13 protein-coding genes are annotated in these 15,192 nt (G+C 60.6%); 10 read left to right on the plus strand and 3 right to left on the minus strand.

All coding sequences use genetic code 11. The features are described 5' to 3' along the window. The first annotated feature begins 54 nt into the window (after nt 1-54). Nucleotides 55-327, plus strand: coding sequence for an usg protein (locus G359_RS15190; RefSeq protein ID WP_045836806.1), 273 nt, complete (start codon nt 55-57; stop codon nt 325-327). 203 nt (nt 328-530) lie between these two features. Here the strand turns inward: G359_RS15190 and G359_RS15195 are convergent, their stop codons facing one another. Continuing rightward, nucleotides 531-1,571 carry a sensor histidine kinase gene (locus G359_RS15195; protein WP_052699508.1) on the minus strand — a complete coding sequence of 347 codons (1,041 nt, stop codon included), beginning with the start codon at nt 1,569-1,571 and terminating at the stop codon, nt 531-533. A 322-nt stretch (nt 1,572-1,893) separates the two neighbouring features. Between G359_RS15195 and G359_RS15200 the strand changes: the two genes are divergently transcribed. From G359_RS15200 to arsC, 4 genes are all read left to right on the plus strand, one after another. Then, nucleotides 1,894-2,145: a DUF2188 domain-containing protein gene (locus G359_RS15200; protein WP_045836808.1), complete on the plus strand. Its 252-nt coding sequence runs from the start codon at nt 1,894-1,896 to the stop codon at nt 2,143-2,145. 84 nt (nt 2,146-2,229) lie between these two features. Next, nucleotides 2,230-2,598: a TIGR02300 family protein gene (locus tag G359_RS15205; protein WP_052699401.1), complete on the plus strand. Its 369-nt coding sequence runs from the start codon at nt 2,230-2,232 to the stop codon at nt 2,596-2,598. Nucleotides 2,599-2,826: 228 nt separating this feature from the next. Next, complete coding sequence (locus G359_RS15210; protein WP_045836809.1) at nt 2,827-3,204, plus strand: DUF930 domain-containing protein; 378 nt, start codon at nt 2,827-2,829, stop codon at nt 3,202-3,204. 75 nt (nt 3,205-3,279) lie between these two features. Next, on the plus strand, nt 3,280-3,693 hold the full coding sequence (gene arsC / locus G359_RS15215) for an arsenate reductase (glutaredoxin) (RefSeq protein WP_045836810.1): 414 nt from the start codon (nt 3,280-3,282) through the stop codon (nt 3,691-3,693). A 793-nt stretch (nt 3,694-4,486) separates the two neighbouring features. Here arsC and G359_RS21150 read toward each other — a convergent pair. After that, nucleotides 4,487-4,798, minus strand: coding sequence for a phosphate starvation-inducible protein PsiF (locus tag G359_RS21150; protein ID WP_371199073.1), 312 nt, complete (start codon nt 4,796-4,798; stop codon nt 4,487-4,489). A 740-nt stretch (nt 4,799-5,538) separates the two neighbouring features. On the opposite strand from G359_RS21150, the gene G359_RS15230 reads away from it, so the two are divergent. Next, nucleotides 5,539-7,227 carry a hypothetical protein gene (locus tag G359_RS15230; protein ID WP_156150792.1) on the plus strand — a complete coding sequence of 563 codons (1,689 nt, stop codon included), beginning with the start codon at nt 5,539-5,541 and terminating at the stop codon, nt 7,225-7,227. Nucleotides 7,228-7,257: 30 nt separating this feature from the next. On the opposite strand, the gene G359_RS15235 is transcribed toward G359_RS15230, so the two are convergent. Next, on the minus strand, nt 7,258-7,860 hold the full coding sequence (locus G359_RS15235; protein WP_045836813.1) for a DUF1285 domain-containing protein: 603 nt from the start codon (nt 7,858-7,860) through the stop codon (nt 7,258-7,260). A 188-nt stretch (nt 7,861-8,048) separates the two neighbouring features. On the opposite strand from G359_RS15235, the gene G359_RS15240 reads away from it, so the two are divergent. From G359_RS15240 to G359_RS15255, 4 genes are read left to right on the plus strand one after another with little or no spacing between them, the layout of a single operon-like run. After that, nucleotides 8,049-9,047 (plus strand): AAA family ATPase, encoded by a 999-nt coding sequence (locus G359_RS15240; RefSeq protein WP_045838084.1) that lies wholly within the window; start codon nt 8,049-8,051, stop codon nt 9,045-9,047. A gap of 11 nt (nt 9,048-9,058) precedes the next feature. Further along, a complete protein-coding gene (locus G359_RS15245; protein ID WP_045836814.1) occupies nt 9,059-10,057 on the plus strand; it encodes a DUF58 domain-containing protein in 999 nt (332 codons plus the stop codon). Then, nucleotides 10,054-13,032: a DUF4159 domain-containing protein gene (locus tag G359_RS15250; protein WP_045836815.1), complete on the plus strand. Its 2,979-nt coding sequence runs from the start codon at nt 10,054-10,056 to the stop codon at nt 13,030-13,032. Before G359_RS15245 ends, G359_RS15250 begins: the two co-directional genes overlap by 4 nt. Before the next feature lie 11 nt (nt 13,033-13,043). After that, nucleotides 13,044-15,185: a membrane protein gene (locus G359_RS15255; RefSeq protein WP_045836816.1), complete on the plus strand. Its 2,142-nt coding sequence runs from the start codon at nt 13,044-13,046 to the stop codon at nt 15,183-15,185. Nucleotides 15,186-15,192: the final 7 nt, after the last annotated feature.

Genomic DNA, 15,192 nt, shown 5'->3' on the forward strand with positions numbered 1-15,192 from the left:
GGAGGGCACCCAATCACCTAATTGAAAGGAGATTGCTACGTGACCGTACGTGAAATGTCTTGCGACAATGGCTTCAAAGCTCAGCTTGCGGGCTTCAGCCTGACGACTGCTGAGATCCTTTATCGTCTTCCGGATCATCCCTCGCTTCTCCAAAGCTATATCTGGCAGGAATACGATTCCGCTCCCCGCTTTCCAAAGCTGAAGTCCTTTCTCGACTTCTGGATCGCCGAGATCGAAGGTCAGCTTTTCAAAGTGACCGTGGCTCACTCTAAGCTTATTCGCCCAGCGGAACTCAGGCTTGTGGGCATGGAATTGAAGCTACACTAGGGACGATCAAGGCGCCGCTGAAATTGGTGGGCGCCTGCTCGACTGAAAGCATCCCGGCGGCGCCAGCTCAATCGGCGTACAGGCGCGTTACGGCATCGTAAGTACCGCTTGTCGCCGGATAGGATTTAGTCTCATGCATGTTGGGGAATCCTAGGGCCCCAAAACTCGAGGCAGCGCCGGATGCGCTGCCTTTTTTATTCATTTCATTTGACCGTCTTCACCGGGATCGTCACGACGATTGCAGTTCCTGGCGACCGGTCTTCAACCTCCATCTTGCTGCCGAGCTGCGCCGCGAGCATTCCCATCAGTCGATTGCCGATACCCGACTGCAACGGTTGGGCCGAAGTGCCTTGTTCCGTTACGCCACGCTGCCCAACGCCATTGTCCGCAACGACGAGCTTGTAAACCTCTCCCGACCGCTGAAAATTTACAACGATCGTTCCCTGCTTTTGATCGGGGAAGGCATGCTTCGTCGCATTGGTGACGGATTCGTTGATAATCAGCCCCAGCGGAACTGCCTTTTCGAGACTGATCGAATGGCTTTCCGCGCGGCATTCGATGGCGATGGGCCGCATCGCAAGCCGCGACAGCCGAAGGTCGGCGCACAATTCGCCGAGGTACGATTTCGTATCGACGACGACATGATCGTCGCGAAGCTCCAGCCGCCGGTGCACGCGCGCAATCGTCTGCACGCGCTCCGCCGCGGAGAGCAACGCTTCCCTCGCCTCTTGGTTCGCCGAACGCGATTGCAAGTTCAGGAGCGTCACGACGTTCGCGAAATCATTTCGCGTGCGATGCGACAACTCGTTCAGCAACACATCGCGATCTCGAACGGCCGCGGTTGCCCTTTCGTGTTCGATGGCGAAGGACACGAGGCCGACATGTAAAGCCTCGACCACCGACGAGATCGCAAATCCGATCACCACGAACAGTGCCAGCGCGATTTGATCTGATGGGTTCAGCACCGCGATCCAGTAGCGCGGATACAGGAAGTAATACGAAACCGCCAACGCGCTTAAAACGGTTGCGAAAAAACCGTTGCCGCGATCGAGGAATGCACCGGCGACGAAAATTACGGGAATAAAAGCAAGGAATGGATAACGGTTGCCCGCGTCTTCTCCCCACGTGAGTTGTATCCAAACGACCAAACCCACGAGCGCGATAGTCACCACATAGCGCAACAGAACAGGCATCGTCCGCGAGGCGACGGCGGTGCCGTGAACTCTCGAAATCCACCTTTGCATGGCCATAAAACGCAACGGAGCAAAAATGGTTCAGACCCATCGGTAGCGTAACAGTTCGCAACCCTTCGGACGGCCGGATGCGCAGGCGGGCGTGAATTTGCTTTATGGGGGCATTTCCGGTAGGGTCCGATACCAGTTCGGCAGTTCGATCGGCCTCGACATGGTTCGCACGAGGCACCGCCGGTACGATTGAAGCCGACGCTCTTGGGGCTGGCAGTATGCAAGCTGCAAGTTCAGACATCGCGGCGACACCGATCAAGACGCATAATTCACCGACCGGTTCACGCTCTGAACCGGCCCCGCACAGGCCGAGGCGACAACCATGCCCGGCAACGAGGAACGCGTCATGGACAGCCGGTTTATTCGCGTCACACGGGCCTCGGACAAAACCTGGGCCGTGCTCCGTGGACCGCGCAGCATCTCTCTTCTGCGGTTCGCGATCAAATCGCACGCCGTCGCCTACGCCCGTGCCGTGTCGCAGGCAGGCAAGCTCACACTGTTCGTCGACGACAGGCACGGCACCGCCATTCGCCAATCGGCGGCCAGCACCACGTATCCGAAAATACTCAACTAACCGAACGGCCAACTTTTCACACGGTGTGCATCTCGCTTTGCAGGTGCTCGAAAGCACCAACCAACCCAGCGAGGAACGAAAAAAATGTCTCTGAGTGTAGCCCAAATTCATGCGGCACGTGGCACCAAGCACACGTGCGGAAACGACGAATGCGGCGAGCGATTTTATGATTTGAACAAGTCGCCGACGGATTGCCCTTATTGCGGCGTCACCTTCGAGCCGATGGCCGCAAGCACGCGCCACACGTTCGAGATGGAAGTCGGCAAGCGCACACGCGGCAAGGTCTACAAGCTGACGCAGGCTCCTGAAGTCGAGGAAGTCGCCGAAGCTGAAATCGACGTCGAGGAAGCCGATGACGGCGCCGACACGCCGAACATCCTCATCGAGGATGACGAGACCGAGCCAAGCACGGACGACGTTATCGACGCTCCGATCAACAACGACGAAGTGTAAGCCCGCTTCAACGACGCGACCGGCGGCGGCCTCCGCACAGCGGAGCTGCCGCCCGCCGCACGCGAAAACATCGCCGATTTCCCAAGGACGAAAGCGCGCGCAATCAAAAAACTGCGTGACGTTCTGGGCCGGCTCTAGGCATAAGTGCCTCCGGAAAACTGAACCTCCATCCGCGACGATTTCTATTCCGCACGATGGAGCGTATTTCAGTCGCCGACGGAGGGGGCAATGCATCGCTGGTTTTTTCTGATTTACGTTGCACTGATAGTGCCAGCCAACGCGGCCACGATTGACCAATCCCTCCTCAAACTCGACCCCGAGGAGCGCGCGCATCAGGTGTGCATCCTGAAGGGCATCCTCGACATCAATCGCGCGAAAAAATTGCAGCACGTCGATCGGCTGAAAACGAGCATCCTCTCGCGCGCGACATTCGACGGAACAACCGTCGTCGCCAAGGGCGGAGCCGTGCGCGCCAAAAATCGCTGGTACCAAGTGAAATTCACCTGCGCGGTGACGAAGGATCAAATGAAGGCGACGTCCTTCGAATACGAAATCGGCCCCGAAATTCCCGAAAGCAAATGGGAGGATGTCGGGCTGTGGAAATAACGCGAGCCTCGGATTGCTGCGCATAAACGGCAGCACGAAAAGCCCGAAGGACACGGCCCGTATCGGAGCACAGTCATGGCGATCACAATCTACCACAACCCGAGCTGCGGAACATCGCGCAACACGCTCGCGATCATTCGCAAAAGCGGCGAGGAACCGCGCGTCGTCGAATATCTGAAAACGCCGCCGAGCCGCGACGAGCTCAAACGCCTCATTCGCGAGATGGGCATCTCACCACGCGATCTCCTGCGCAAAAAGGGAACGCCCTACGACGAACTCGCCCTCGACGATCCGAAGTTGACGGACGAACAGCTGATCGACGCGATGCTTCAGCATCCGATCCTCATCAACCGCCCCATCGTCGTAACGCCGCTCGGCACGCGCCTCTGCCGCCCATCTGAAGCGGTGCTCGACATCCTGCCCAATCCCGACATCGGCGACTTCGCGAAGGAAGACGGCGAAATCATTCCAGCGCGCAAGAAGAAATAGGCGCAACGGCCAACGCGATCGTGATCGGCGGCCGGCTCCGCGAAAGCGGAGTCGCCGATCACAACGCAAAAACTCCGGCCGGCTCGCGGAACGCGAGTCGGTTGCGCCAATCAAACAAGGAACGGGACGGCGGGGCCTCGCTCTCATGTCTTATGTACTTCGGATGCAGCCTTCGCCGCCCCGTGACAGTGCCAAGTCTTGGCCACGACTTCGCAGCGGCCGAACCGGTAATCGAAGCCGTTCAACAACCTGAAAAGAGGCGAACCTCCTTTCGAGCCGTGAGCCCACCAACCTCCCGTGCATCTCGAGTTGGAGCGGGAGTTGAACCGCGACGCCTCATAAGAGGCCCGCTCGCGGCCGGCAGGACATCCCCAGGCGCGCCGATATCGCTGGCGGCCCGGCACGCTCCCATCCGCACGCACACCCCATGCTCGAGTGCACGCCCTTGCAAGTCGCGGCGGGACGAGAGGGAGTATGCTGTGCGCGGAACAAGCGGGGATAAGTTTGCGCGTACCAATTTCGCGGAAGGTTAAGCGGCAATCGCCGAAAGCACGGACACACTTCCCATCCGTCATCCTCGAACGGGTGAGCAACGCGATCCCGTTCGGGGATCCAGCGTAAGAATCGCCGAAGGCGCCACATGGAATTTCGCGACGAGTCTCACGCTGGCCGGGCGACTCCCGTTCCGGGAGCCGGCCACCCGGCGAAACGCGTTCGGGGATCCGCAAAATTCGCGATATGGCAGAAAAAAAGCCCCGCGGGCGGCGGGGCTGCAGTCGGAACGACCTCGCGATCAGTTTGGCGTCTTGTTGCCCGCCGGTGCACCGTCGGTTTTCGCTGGAGCCGGTGTCGTGCTGGACTTATCGGCCGCCGGCGATGGCGTCGTCGTAGCCGAGGAGCCTGCCGATGATTTCCCTTTCAGCTCCTTTTTGCATTGAGCGCGGAATTTGACCCGCTCCTTGCCGTGCAAGCCTTTCGCGTCGGCCTGCTTCGAGCATTCGATCGACTCTGGCGTCTTCGGCTTGGATTTCGAAGCAGCCGCGAAAGTCGCAGTCGATGTGGCCGCCATCGCAACGGCCGCCAGCATGATCGTGAAAGATTTCATCTCGTAATTCCTTTAGCTCTTTAGGACCGTCTACGCTGCACCGCGCGTCAGTTCCACCACCAGTGCCGCGAGTCGCATTGAATACGCTACCGCCGCGGCGTCCTCGCGTTCTTACTTTTCCGGATTATTGAAACGCGATGCCACCCGACTGAGCGAGATAGCGCGCGTTCGGTTGAACGGTTCCCGAATAGGCAGTTCAGAAACCATTCACAATTCGGGTCATCGTTTTGCTGAAAACGTTTTTTGCTGATGCGCCCGCACGCCCTGCCCTTCCGTCATACCCGACCGAGCGCGGCTCACTGCGCTGGCGGCCGGCTCGCGGAACGCGAGTCGCCAGCGCAAAACGAAGCCGCGCCGAAGGTCGGGGATCCAGCGTAAAACTTGGTCAGAAGACGCAATATCGAACCTCCGGCGCTTCTCACGCTGGATCCCCGAACGCGCCTCGCTGCGCTCACGCATTCGAGGATGCGAGGGAAGGTTCAGCCGAGTGCTGCCGACTAAGAATTCTTCATCCGCACGCACACCCCATGCTCGAGTGCACGCCCTTGCAAGTCACGGCGAGTTGAAGGGAAGGGGCTTTTTTTCAGAGGAAAATTCAAACCAATCGACGTTCTGTGAACCGACTTTTTTCGAGATGTGCTAGCTGAGACCTTTATTCGGTGCCTATCGCGGCAAGCTGAGTTCAGCAATTTGCAATTCTTCAGCGTCCCAAGAGCAATTAGTCCAAAATGAGGGCCCACATGTCTATCGACGTTCTCAAAAACGAAATCACGCGTTTCCTAGCAAGCACGGAGCCCGAAGTTCTCTGCATCAACGGCAAATGGGGCACCGGAAAGACGCATGCCTGGAACGATCTGGTACTCAAGTCGAAAGAGGCATTCGGTCTTAAGCAATACGGGTTTATCTCCCTTTATGGAATCAACTCTCCCGAAAAATTGAAGCTCGCCATTTTGGAGAACACCCTACCTGTTGAGCAGATCGGCGAAAAAATTGACCCAAAGACCATTTGGTCAAATCCCGTTACAAACACGAAGAACCGCTGGCGAAAGCCCGTCGCATGGCTCGGCTCCCTCGCTGGGATGGTAGATCTTAGCGAGGTTTTTGAGCGACTATCATTTCTGGCTGTGCGAAATCAGATTGTCTGTCTCGACGACTTGGAACGAAAAGGCGACGACCTAAAAATTAAAGATGTGCTGGGACTTGCAACGTTTTTGAAGGAACAGCGAAATTGCAAGGTCGTTCTCATTCTTAACGAAGGCGCCTTCGAAAAAACCGAGAAAGATGACTTCCTCCAATTCTTCGAAAAAACAGTTGACACCCACATCAAGTTTGAACCGACAGCTCAGGAATGCAGCACCATCGCCCTACCAAACGACACCCGCATTCATGAAGAGCTTCGCAATCATGTTGTCGCGCTCGGTATCACAAACATTCGCGTAATTCGTCGAGTCGAACGGATGGCACGGCTACTGGAACCGCTACTAGCAACGTATCATCCAAGCGTGTTCTCCAATTTCATGAAAGAGCTCATGCTACTTGGATGGAGTCGATATTCCGAGGCTGCTCCAAAAATTGAGTTCCTCAAAAATCGTCGAAGCCAACTATATGGCAAAGAGGAGGATGGATCGCCCGACGAAGAATTATGGGGCACCATACTAGATGAATACGGGATGCAATATTTCTCTCGCACCTCAGAGATCGTGCTCGAAAGCATTGAGCGCGGATTCTTTATCCCGGACTTAGTGAACGAAGAAGCTCAACGCCTTGATAGCGGGTACAAAGAAAAGCAAGGAGATGATGATTTCCACAACGCTTGGCGCTTATTTCATGACGGGTTCGATGATAATCAGGACGAGGTGATCACGGGCTTGAACGACAGCTTCCGCAAAAACGCAAAGTACATCCGGCCGTTGAATGCCAATTCCACTGTCACGCTATTCAGGGACTTGAACCAGGGCAGCCTCGCTGATGAGCTTGTGCAGCTTTACGTGGATAGCCACGGCCCTGAGGTCTTTGATGTGCGCAATCTGTTCTTACCCGATGATATTTCAGATGAAGGCTTCAAAAAGGCCGTTACCAAGAAGCAAGCTGAAGTCAAAGACAGCAGGGATCCAAAGCAGGTACTACTAACTATCGCGCAAAATAGGTCGTGGTCAGACGAGGATATCGCATTACTATCAGCGATGAGCGAAGATTCCTATCTCCGGCTATTTAAGGACCTCAAAAACGGATCCGAACTGTCTGCATGCATCAGAATGGCATTATCATTTAAAACTATGGGTGGCGCTGGTGAACTCGAGACCTCAATTGCGGACAAGACGAAAGCTGCACTTATAAAAATCGGCAATGAGTCTTTACTGAATCGGAGGCGGGTAAAAAAATATGGAATTAACCTGGACTCTAGAGATGATACTCGTGTTTCCAATTGATGCGCAGCCAGTCTCCAGCATCTGCTTCACCTATCCCATCCCCCACCACACGCCCCCACTCCACACCCCAATCTCACCCGCGTCGCCCTCACCCGCCTCCGCCAACTCCACCAGCTCCGCGTACACCGCTCTTGTGCAGAGCGCTTCCAGCCTCCCGCGCACGAGCACGTAGGGCTTCAGTCCGCCGTCGGGCTCTGACTTCGCGAAACGCAACGGATGCTCCGCATCCACCGTCACGACGTCATCGACGTTCGTGCGGAGCGTAATCGTCCGCTTAGCGCCCTCGCCCGTCACTGCCATCTCGACGGCGAGGAACGGCGCGTCCTCCACCTCGACGTCCACCTTCTCCGCGGGCGTCACGAGATAGGTCCGGCCGTCCTCGTCCTTCCGCAGGATCGAGGCGAACAGCTTGACGAGCGCGATGCGCCCGATCGGGCTCCCCTGGTACAGCCACGAGCCGTCGCGGCGGATCTTCATGCCGATGTCGCCGCAGTAGGGAGGGTTCCACTTTTCCACCGGTCTGACGCTCGTGTCCCCGCCCTCCGACGCCGCGCGCATCAAGGCTTCGAGACCCGAGGGATGTGCGTCAGTTTTGCTGGTCATCTGAGGAACTTGCGGTTTTTCATTCGGCATTTACGGTCGCTCCAAGTCGGAGCCTCAATGAGTGCAATATCCTAACGTAACGTTCACTTGACCCTATGAGGGCCGGGCAGGATCGTCTACGTTCAAGCTACCGCCGGGAACACCGCTGCTCGGCCGTTGTTTTCAATGGCGTTTTCGCCAACAAGACTGACAAAACGCTGCTGCGCGAGGCCTCCCTTATGAGCACTGTCGTCGAAACTCACACTGATATCGTGCCGCGGCTCGAAGCCGCTGCCGAGCGCGTGCAGCGCGCGCACAAGGCGGCCGCGACCGTCATTTTCGGGCAGGATCAGGTGATCGAGCGCACGCTCATTACGATCCTGTCGGGCGGCCACGCGCTGCTCATCGGCGTTCCGGGCCTCGCGAAAACGCTGCTCGTCGAAACGCTCGGCAAGGTGCTGGGGCTCGACGCCAAGCGCATCCAGTTCACGCCCGACCTCATGCCGTCGGACATCATCGGCTCGGAAGTGCTGGAGGACGAACCCGGCCGCGGCCGCTCGTTCCGCTTCATCAAGGGCCCGATCTTCACGCAGCTCTTGATGGCGGACGAAATCAACCGCGCCTCGCCGAAGACGCAGTCGGCGCTCTTGCAGGCCATGCAGGAGCATCACGTCACCGTCGCCGGACAGCGCCACGATACGCCCGCGCCGTTCCATGTGCTGGCGACCCAGAACCCGCTCGAACAGGAAGGCACGTATCCGCTACCCGAGGCGCAGCTCGACCGGTTCCTTCTTCAGGTCGATGTCAGCTATCCCGATCTCGTCGCCGAGCGCCGCATGCTCTACGCGACGACGGGCAACGAAACGCCGAAGCTCGAAGCCGTCATCTCCGCGCAGGAATTGATGGCGACGCAGCGCCTCGTGCGCCAGATCCCCGTGCCCGATAAGGTCGTCGAAGCGATCTTGAAGCTCGTGCGCTCCGCGCGTCCCGGCACCGGCGAGAACAGCGACACCGACCGCTTCGTCGCCTGGGGTCCGGGCCCGCGCGCAAGCCAAGCGCTGATGCTCGCGGTCCGCGCGAAAGCCCTGATCGACGGCCGCCTTGCACCGTCTGTCGATGATGTCGTGGCGCTCGCCGAGCCGATCCTGAAGCATCGTATGGCGTTGACGTTCGCCGCCCGTGCCGAAGGCGAAGATCTCACTCACATCATCGCGCGCCTCGCCGCGGCCGTGGAATAAAAGGAGCGCGAATGGCGGGCCCTCTAGGGCGGACAGGCGGCGGACGCGACGGCGCTGGCCCCGAAAGCCGGCGCGTTCTCGCACTTGAGCGCGAAGCCGTTTCGCTCGTCGATCGCATGCCCGAGTTGCTGATGGAAGCGGCGCGCATCGCCTCGACGGTCGCGCAGGGCATTCACGGACGCCGACGCGCGGGACCGGGCGAAACGTTCTGGCAGTTTCGCCAGTATCAGCCGGGCGAAAACGCGAGCAACGTCGACTGGCGCCGCTCCGCGAGTTCCGATCACCTCTACGTCCGCGAGCGCGAATGGGAAGCAGCCCACACGCTCTATCTCTGGCCGGACGTCTCCCCCTCGATGGATTTCAAAAGCCATCTCTCGAAGGTGACGAAGCGCGACCGCGCGCTGGTGCTCGCCCTCGCATCGGCTGAAATGCTGGTGCGCGGCGGCGAGCGTGTGGCACTTCTCGGTCAAACGCTGCCGACCGCGAACCGCAACGCCGCAACCCGCATCGCCGAGACGATCGTCGTCAACGCGAAATCCGAGCAGATACAGAAAAGCCTGCCGCCGAATGCCGGGCTCAACCGCTTTGCAGGCCTCATCCTCTTCAGCGATTTCCTCGCCCCCGTGCATGCGCTCCGCGAACGCCTCGAAGGCTACGCAGGCCACGGCGTCGGCGGCCACCTCGTGCAGATCATCGATCCGGCGGAAGAAACGCTGCCCTATCACGGCCGCACCGAATTCATGACGCCCTCCGGCAGCCAACGCTGGGTCGCTGATCGCGTTGAAGCCTTGCGTCCCAAATATCAGGAGCGGTTCGCGGCCCATCGCGCCGAACTCGCCGAGATGGCGAAGCGCTTCGGCTGGTCGCTGCTCACCCATCACACCGATCGCCCAGCATCCGAGCCGCTGCTGTCGCTGCTGATGCGCCTCAACGGATCGGCTCAGGGCTATCGCTGGATGTCGTCGAGTTCGGACGCTATCTCGACCGACGCCAAGGAGCGCGCGCGATGAGCCTCGGCCCGCTCGCCTTCCTCAATCCCTGGCTGCTCGCGGCCCTCGTCACGCTGCCCGTCATTTATTGGCTGCTGCGCGCCGTGCCGCCGCGCCCGACGCAAGTCGAATTTCCGCCGACGCGCATTCTCGTCGGCCTCGATAACGACGAGAAGACGGCCGAGAAAACGCCGTGGTGGCTGACGCTGATCCGCCTCCTCGCGGCGACGTTCGTCATATTTGCCCTCGCCGAGCCCATTCTCAATCCGTCGAAAAATTCGAGCCTCGGCGGCTCCGGTCCCGTCGTCGTCTTCGTCGACAACGGCTGGGCTGCCGCGTCGCGCTGGTCCGAACGCGCGAGCATGATCGACCGCATCATCGGCGAAGCCGAAAGCGGGGGACGCCCCGTCGTGATCGTACCGACCGCAGCCGCGAGCAAACTCCACAGCGTCAAGATCGAACCGCCGCGCGAAGCCCGCAGCACCGCCGCCGCTCTCACGCCCGAACCATTCGATCCCGACCGCGAAGCCGCGTTCGGCGCGTTGCAGTCCGCGTTGTCGGAAGCGGGCGAGAAGAACCCGAGCATCGTCTGGCTGCACGACGGCATCGATCACAAATCGCAAGTCGCCGGCATCGCGAAAAAACTCCAAGATCTTGCGGGCAACGGCACGTTCGCCGTGCTCGACGAAACGCACGGCCGCGAAGCCTTAGGGCTGGTCGCGAACCTCGCCGAGAAGGGCAAGCTCGAAGCCGTCGTCCTCTCTCCCGGCGGCCCCGCGCGCGAAGGCACCGTCAACGCGTTTTCCGCACGCGGTGAACGCCTCGGCGAAGCCCCCTTCAGTCTCATCGCCGGAGCGACATCGGCGAAAGCGACGTTCGAACTGCCGCTTGAACTCCGCAATCAGGTCGCGCGCATCGAGATCGCGGGCGAACGCTCGGCCGGTGCCGTCAGCCTCATCGACGCCATGACGCAATGGCATCGCGTCGGACTTCTCTCGGGCGAAAGCCGCGAAGAAGCGCAGCCGCTGCTCGCGCCGCTCTATTACGTCGAGAAGGCGCTGAAGCCCTATGCGGACGTCGTCGTCACAAAGGATTCAAACCTCGTCCAGGGCCTCGATTCCGTCCTGAAGCAGAACATCTCGGTTCTGGTGCTTGCCGACATCGGCACGCTCTCGGGTGAAGCGGCCGAAAAGGTCGAAGATTTCGTCAAACGCGGCGGCCTGCTCGTTCGCTTCGCAGGACCGCGGCTCGAGAAAGCGGGCGACGATCTTCTTCCCGTCGCGCTCCGCACGGGCGGACGCTCGCTCGGCGGCGCATTGTCGTGGTCGTCGCCGCAGCCGCTCGCATCATTCGACGAGAGCAGCCCCTTCTCAGGCCTCGCCATCCCGAAAGACGTAACGATCAATCGGCAGGTTCTGGCCGATCCCGCCGAGCTGACGCCCGACGTCGAGATCTGGGCCCGCCTCAAAGACGGCACGCCGCTCGTCACATCGACGAAACGCGGCAACGGCCGGCTGGTGCTCTTCCACGTCACCGCGAATTCCGATTGGTCCAATCTTCCGATCTCGGGGTTGTTCGTCGAGATGCTGCGCCGTCTTTCCACGATGGGCGTCGTCGGCGCATCGGCCTCCGAACAAGGCGACGGCACGAAGTCCGCGAAGGCCGATGCGACGCCGAAAAATAGCAGCGACGCGGGTGTCCTTGCCCCCCTCAAAACACTGAACGGCCTCGGCACGCTCGTCTCGCCGCCGCCGACGGCTGAGCCGCTGAAATCGCCCCAACTGCAATCGACAAAGCCGAGCTTCGAACATCCCCCCGGCTACTATGGACAGTCGGCGAGCCCGCGTGCGTTCAACGTCCTCAATGCGAAAAGCACGCTCGTGCCCTTCCCACCGCTGACCGCAGGCGTGACGCGACTGAGCTACGACAACGCAGCGAGCACGGCCCTGAAACCAGCACTCCTCTCAGCGGCGCTTGCGCTTCTCTTCCTCGACATACTCGCCGTCATGCTTCTCCAGTCCGGCGGCATGCGCGGGCTCTTCTCGCGCCGCCCCGGCCGTTCGAGAGCGGCAGGCGCCGGCGCAGTTGCACTCATCTTCGCCGTTCTCGCGTTCGCTGGCGCGGGCGACGGCAGAGCGCAAGAACTGCAGCCGAATTTCCAGGACATACCCCAGCTCGACAATTTCGCGCCGATACCATCGCCGCGGTCAGGGCCCGACATCGTGCGCTCGGCGCCGACGCCCGCTGACAAAGCCGCCATCGACGCGACGAGCAAGGTGACGCTCGCGTATGTCGTCAGCGGCGACCGCGAGACCGACGAGACGAGCCGCGCCGGTTTGCAAGGTCTCGGCCGCGTTCTGCAGACACGCACCGCAGTCGAGCCGGGTGAACCCGCAGCCGTCGACATCAGCAAAGACGAGATCGCTTTCTATCCGATCCTCTATTGGCCGGTGCTCGAATCCGCCGAAGCCCTTCCCGACACGACGATCGCCAAGATCGACGCCTACATGAAGGAAGGCGGCCTCATCATTTTCGATACGCGCGACTATGGCCAGGGCGGCGCGAATACGCTGCCGCTCGCGGGGCGCGGCGGCACGGCCTTGCAGCGGCTGTTGAGCAAGCTCGACGTGCCGCGTCTCGAGCCCGTGCCCGAAAATCACGTCGTGACGAAATCGTTTTATCTGTTGCGTTCGTTCCCCGGCCGTTGGGATGGCGGACAGCTCTGGGTCGAGGCCATTTCGAACAACGACAACGATACGCACAAGGCCCGCGTCTCCGACGGCGTCACGTCCATCATGATTACGTCGAACGATCTCGCTGCGGCCTGGGCGCTCGATGATCGCGGACGGCCGATGTACCCCGTGGTGCCGGGCGGCGAAATGCAGCGCGAGATGGCGTTTCGCGGCGGCATCAACATCGTCATGCACGCGCTGACGGGCAATTACAAAGCCGATCAGGTTCACGTTCCCGCCCTCCTCGAGAGGCTGGGTCAATAGAGGCATAGTCTTTGAACTGGTCGATCACATTCGCTCCGCTGCTCCCGTCGCCGGTTCTCATCGGCCTGACGGCGGTGGCTGTCGCGCTGATCTTGGTGATGCTCTTCCGGCGCTCGCGCGGAGCATTCATTCGCGCCGCCGCGCTGGCGGCGCTCCTTGCGGCACTGTTCAATCCGATCCTGAAGGAAGAGCAGCGCGAGAGCCTCGCCAACGTCGCGATCGTCGTGCTCGACGAAAGCCCGAGCCAGAAACTCGCCGATCGCACCCAGCAGATGGAAGCGATCCGGTCCGACTTAGAGACGAAGTTCGCGAAAATCCCAAACCTCAACATCAAGTGGGTGACGGGCGGCGTCCCCTCCGAGACGGCAGCCGCTGGAACGAACCTCTTCACCGATCTCAACGCCGCATTGAACGACACCGCGCCCGATCGCATCGCCGGCGTCGTCTTCGTGACGGACGGTCAGGTCCACGATGTTCCAAAATCGGCAGCGGCCCTCGGCTTCGATGCACCCGTCCACACCTTGCTGACCGGCAAGCCCAACGAATTCGACCGTCGCATCGAAGTGATCGAAGCGCCGCGCTATGGCCTTGTCGGACAGTCGCGCGAAATCCAGGTCGCCGTGCGCGAGACGGGAAGCGCGCCCTCCGCCAATTCCGGCGCAGCGACGCTGAAGGTCCGCCGCGAAGGCCTGCCCGACGAGACGGTGCGCACTGAGATCAATCGCAATGTCAAAATCGACATGCCGATCCCGCACACCGGCACGAATATCGTCGAGATCGAATTGCAGCCCGTCGAGGGCGAGCTGACAACGGCGAACAACCGCGCCGTCGTCGCCGCGGAAGGCGTGCGCGAGAACCTGCGCGTGCTGCTCGTCTCGGGCGAGCCACATCCCGGCGAGCGGACGTGGCGCAACCTTCTGAAATCGGACGCCGCCGTCGACCTCGTACACTTCACGATTTTGCGGCCGCCCGAGAAGCAGGACGGCACGCCGATCAATCAGCTGTCGCTCATCGCCTTCCCGACGCGCGAGCTCTTTTCGGAAAAGATCAACGAGTTCGACCTGATCATTTTTGACCGGTACGAGCATCGCGGCATCCTGCAGCTGCTCTACTACGACAACATCGCCCGCTACGTGAACGAACACGGCGGCGCGTTGCTGATCGCTGCCGGCGACGATTACGCGAGCCCCTACAGCATCTACAAAACGCCGCTCGCGCCGGTGCTGCCCGCAGCGCCAACCGGGCGCGTTCTCGAGATGCCGTTCAAGGCGAAGGTGACGGCCGACGGACAGAAGCATCCAGTCACCAAGGATCTGCCCGGCTGGAACGCCGCGCAGGTGGCGGACGCCGCGCCCGAGCCGACGTGGGGAAAATGGTACCGCCAGGCCGAGGTGACGCCCCAGCGCGGCCGCGTCGTCATGAACGGCGCCGAAGATAAACCGCTCCTCATCCTCGATCGCAAAGGCAAAGGCCGCGTCGCGCTTTTAACGTCCGATCATGCGTGGCTTTGGGCGCGCGGCTACGATGGCGGCGGACCGCACACCGACCTGCTGCGTCGCCTCTCGCATTGGCTGATGAAAGAGCCGGATCTCGAGGAAGAACGCCTCATCGCATCCGCCAAGGGACTGAAGCTCACCATCGAGCGCCGCTCGATGGAAGACAAGGTCGGCCCGGTCAAGATTCTCGGCCCCGGCGGCGATACCTCGAACGTAACGCTCGACTCCGTTCCGGTCGAACCGGGCGTCTGGCGCTCGGCCGTCGATGTGAAGCTTCCCGGACTGTACAAAATTGAAACCGAGGGCCCCGACGGCGATCTGACGGCGGTCGCCAATGCCGGCGTCGAAGATCCGCGCGAAATGAGCGAAGTGACGGCAACGGATCAGAAAATGAAGCCGATCGCCGATGCGACGGGCGGCGGCGTTTTCTGGACGAAGGCTTCCGGCGCCCTCTCGTCTGCAACCGATATCGATGTGCCGCGTATCTCAATGATGTCGGCAGCCAAGGTGATGGCAGGGTCTGGCTGGCTTGGCCTCAAGGATCGTCAAGCCTTCCTGACCCGCGGCGTGAAGTTAACGCCGATGTTCACAGGGCTCGCAGCGCTTTCTGCTCTGCTCGCCCTGATCGCTTTGGCCTGGTGGCGTGAGGGAAAATAGCGATAAG

It is taken from the genome of Hyphomicrobium sp. 99 (genome assembly GCF_000384335.2).
Classification (GTDB): Bacteria; Pseudomonadota; Alphaproteobacteria; order Rhizobiales; family Hyphomicrobiaceae; genus Hyphomicrobium_B.

What these genes read in the sequence shown, in the direction of transcription:
- G359_RS15200 (WP_045836808.1), top strand. Translation starts at nt 1,894, where the DNA reads ATGCCCGGCAACGAGGAACGCGTCATGGACAGCCGGTTTATTCGCGTC.
- arsC (WP_045836810.1), top strand. Translation starts at nt 3,280, where the DNA reads ATGGCGATCACAATCTACCACAACCCGAGCTGCGGAACATCGCGCAAC.
- G359_RS15245 (WP_045836814.1), top strand. Translation starts at nt 9,059, where the DNA reads ATGGCGGGCCCTCTAGGGCGGACAGGCGGCGGACGCGACGGCGCTGGC.
- G359_RS15205 (WP_052699401.1), top strand. Translation starts at nt 2,230, where the DNA reads ATGTCTCTGAGTGTAGCCCAAATTCATGCGGCACGTGGCACCAAGCAC.
- G359_RS15195 (WP_052699508.1), bottom strand. Translation starts at nt 1,571, where the DNA reads ATGCAAAGGTGGATTTCGAGAGTTCACGGCACCGCCGTCGCCTCGCGG.
- G359_RS15190 (WP_045836806.1), top strand. Translation starts at nt 55, where the DNA reads ATGTCTTGCGACAATGGCTTCAAAGCTCAGCTTGCGGGCTTCAGCCTG.
- G359_RS21150 (WP_371199073.1), bottom strand. Translation starts at nt 4,798, where the DNA reads ATGAAATCTTTCACGATCATGCTGGCGGCCGTTGCGATGGCGGCCACA.
- G359_RS15240 (WP_045838084.1), top strand. Translation starts at nt 8,049, where the DNA reads ATGAGCACTGTCGTCGAAACTCACACTGATATCGTGCCGCGGCTCGAA.
- G359_RS15250 (WP_045836815.1), top strand. Translation starts at nt 10,054, where the DNA reads ATGAGCCTCGGCCCGCTCGCCTTCCTCAATCCCTGGCTGCTCGCGGCC.
- G359_RS15235 (WP_045836813.1), bottom strand. Translation starts at nt 7,860, where the DNA reads ATGCCGAATGAAAAACCGCAAGTTCCTCAGATGACCAGCAAAACTGAC.
- G359_RS15230 (WP_156150792.1), top strand. Translation starts at nt 5,539, where the DNA reads ATGTCTATCGACGTTCTCAAAAACGAAATCACGCGTTTCCTAGCAAGC.
- G359_RS15210 (WP_045836809.1), top strand. Translation starts at nt 2,827, where the DNA reads ATGCATCGCTGGTTTTTTCTGATTTACGTTGCACTGATAGTGCCAGCC.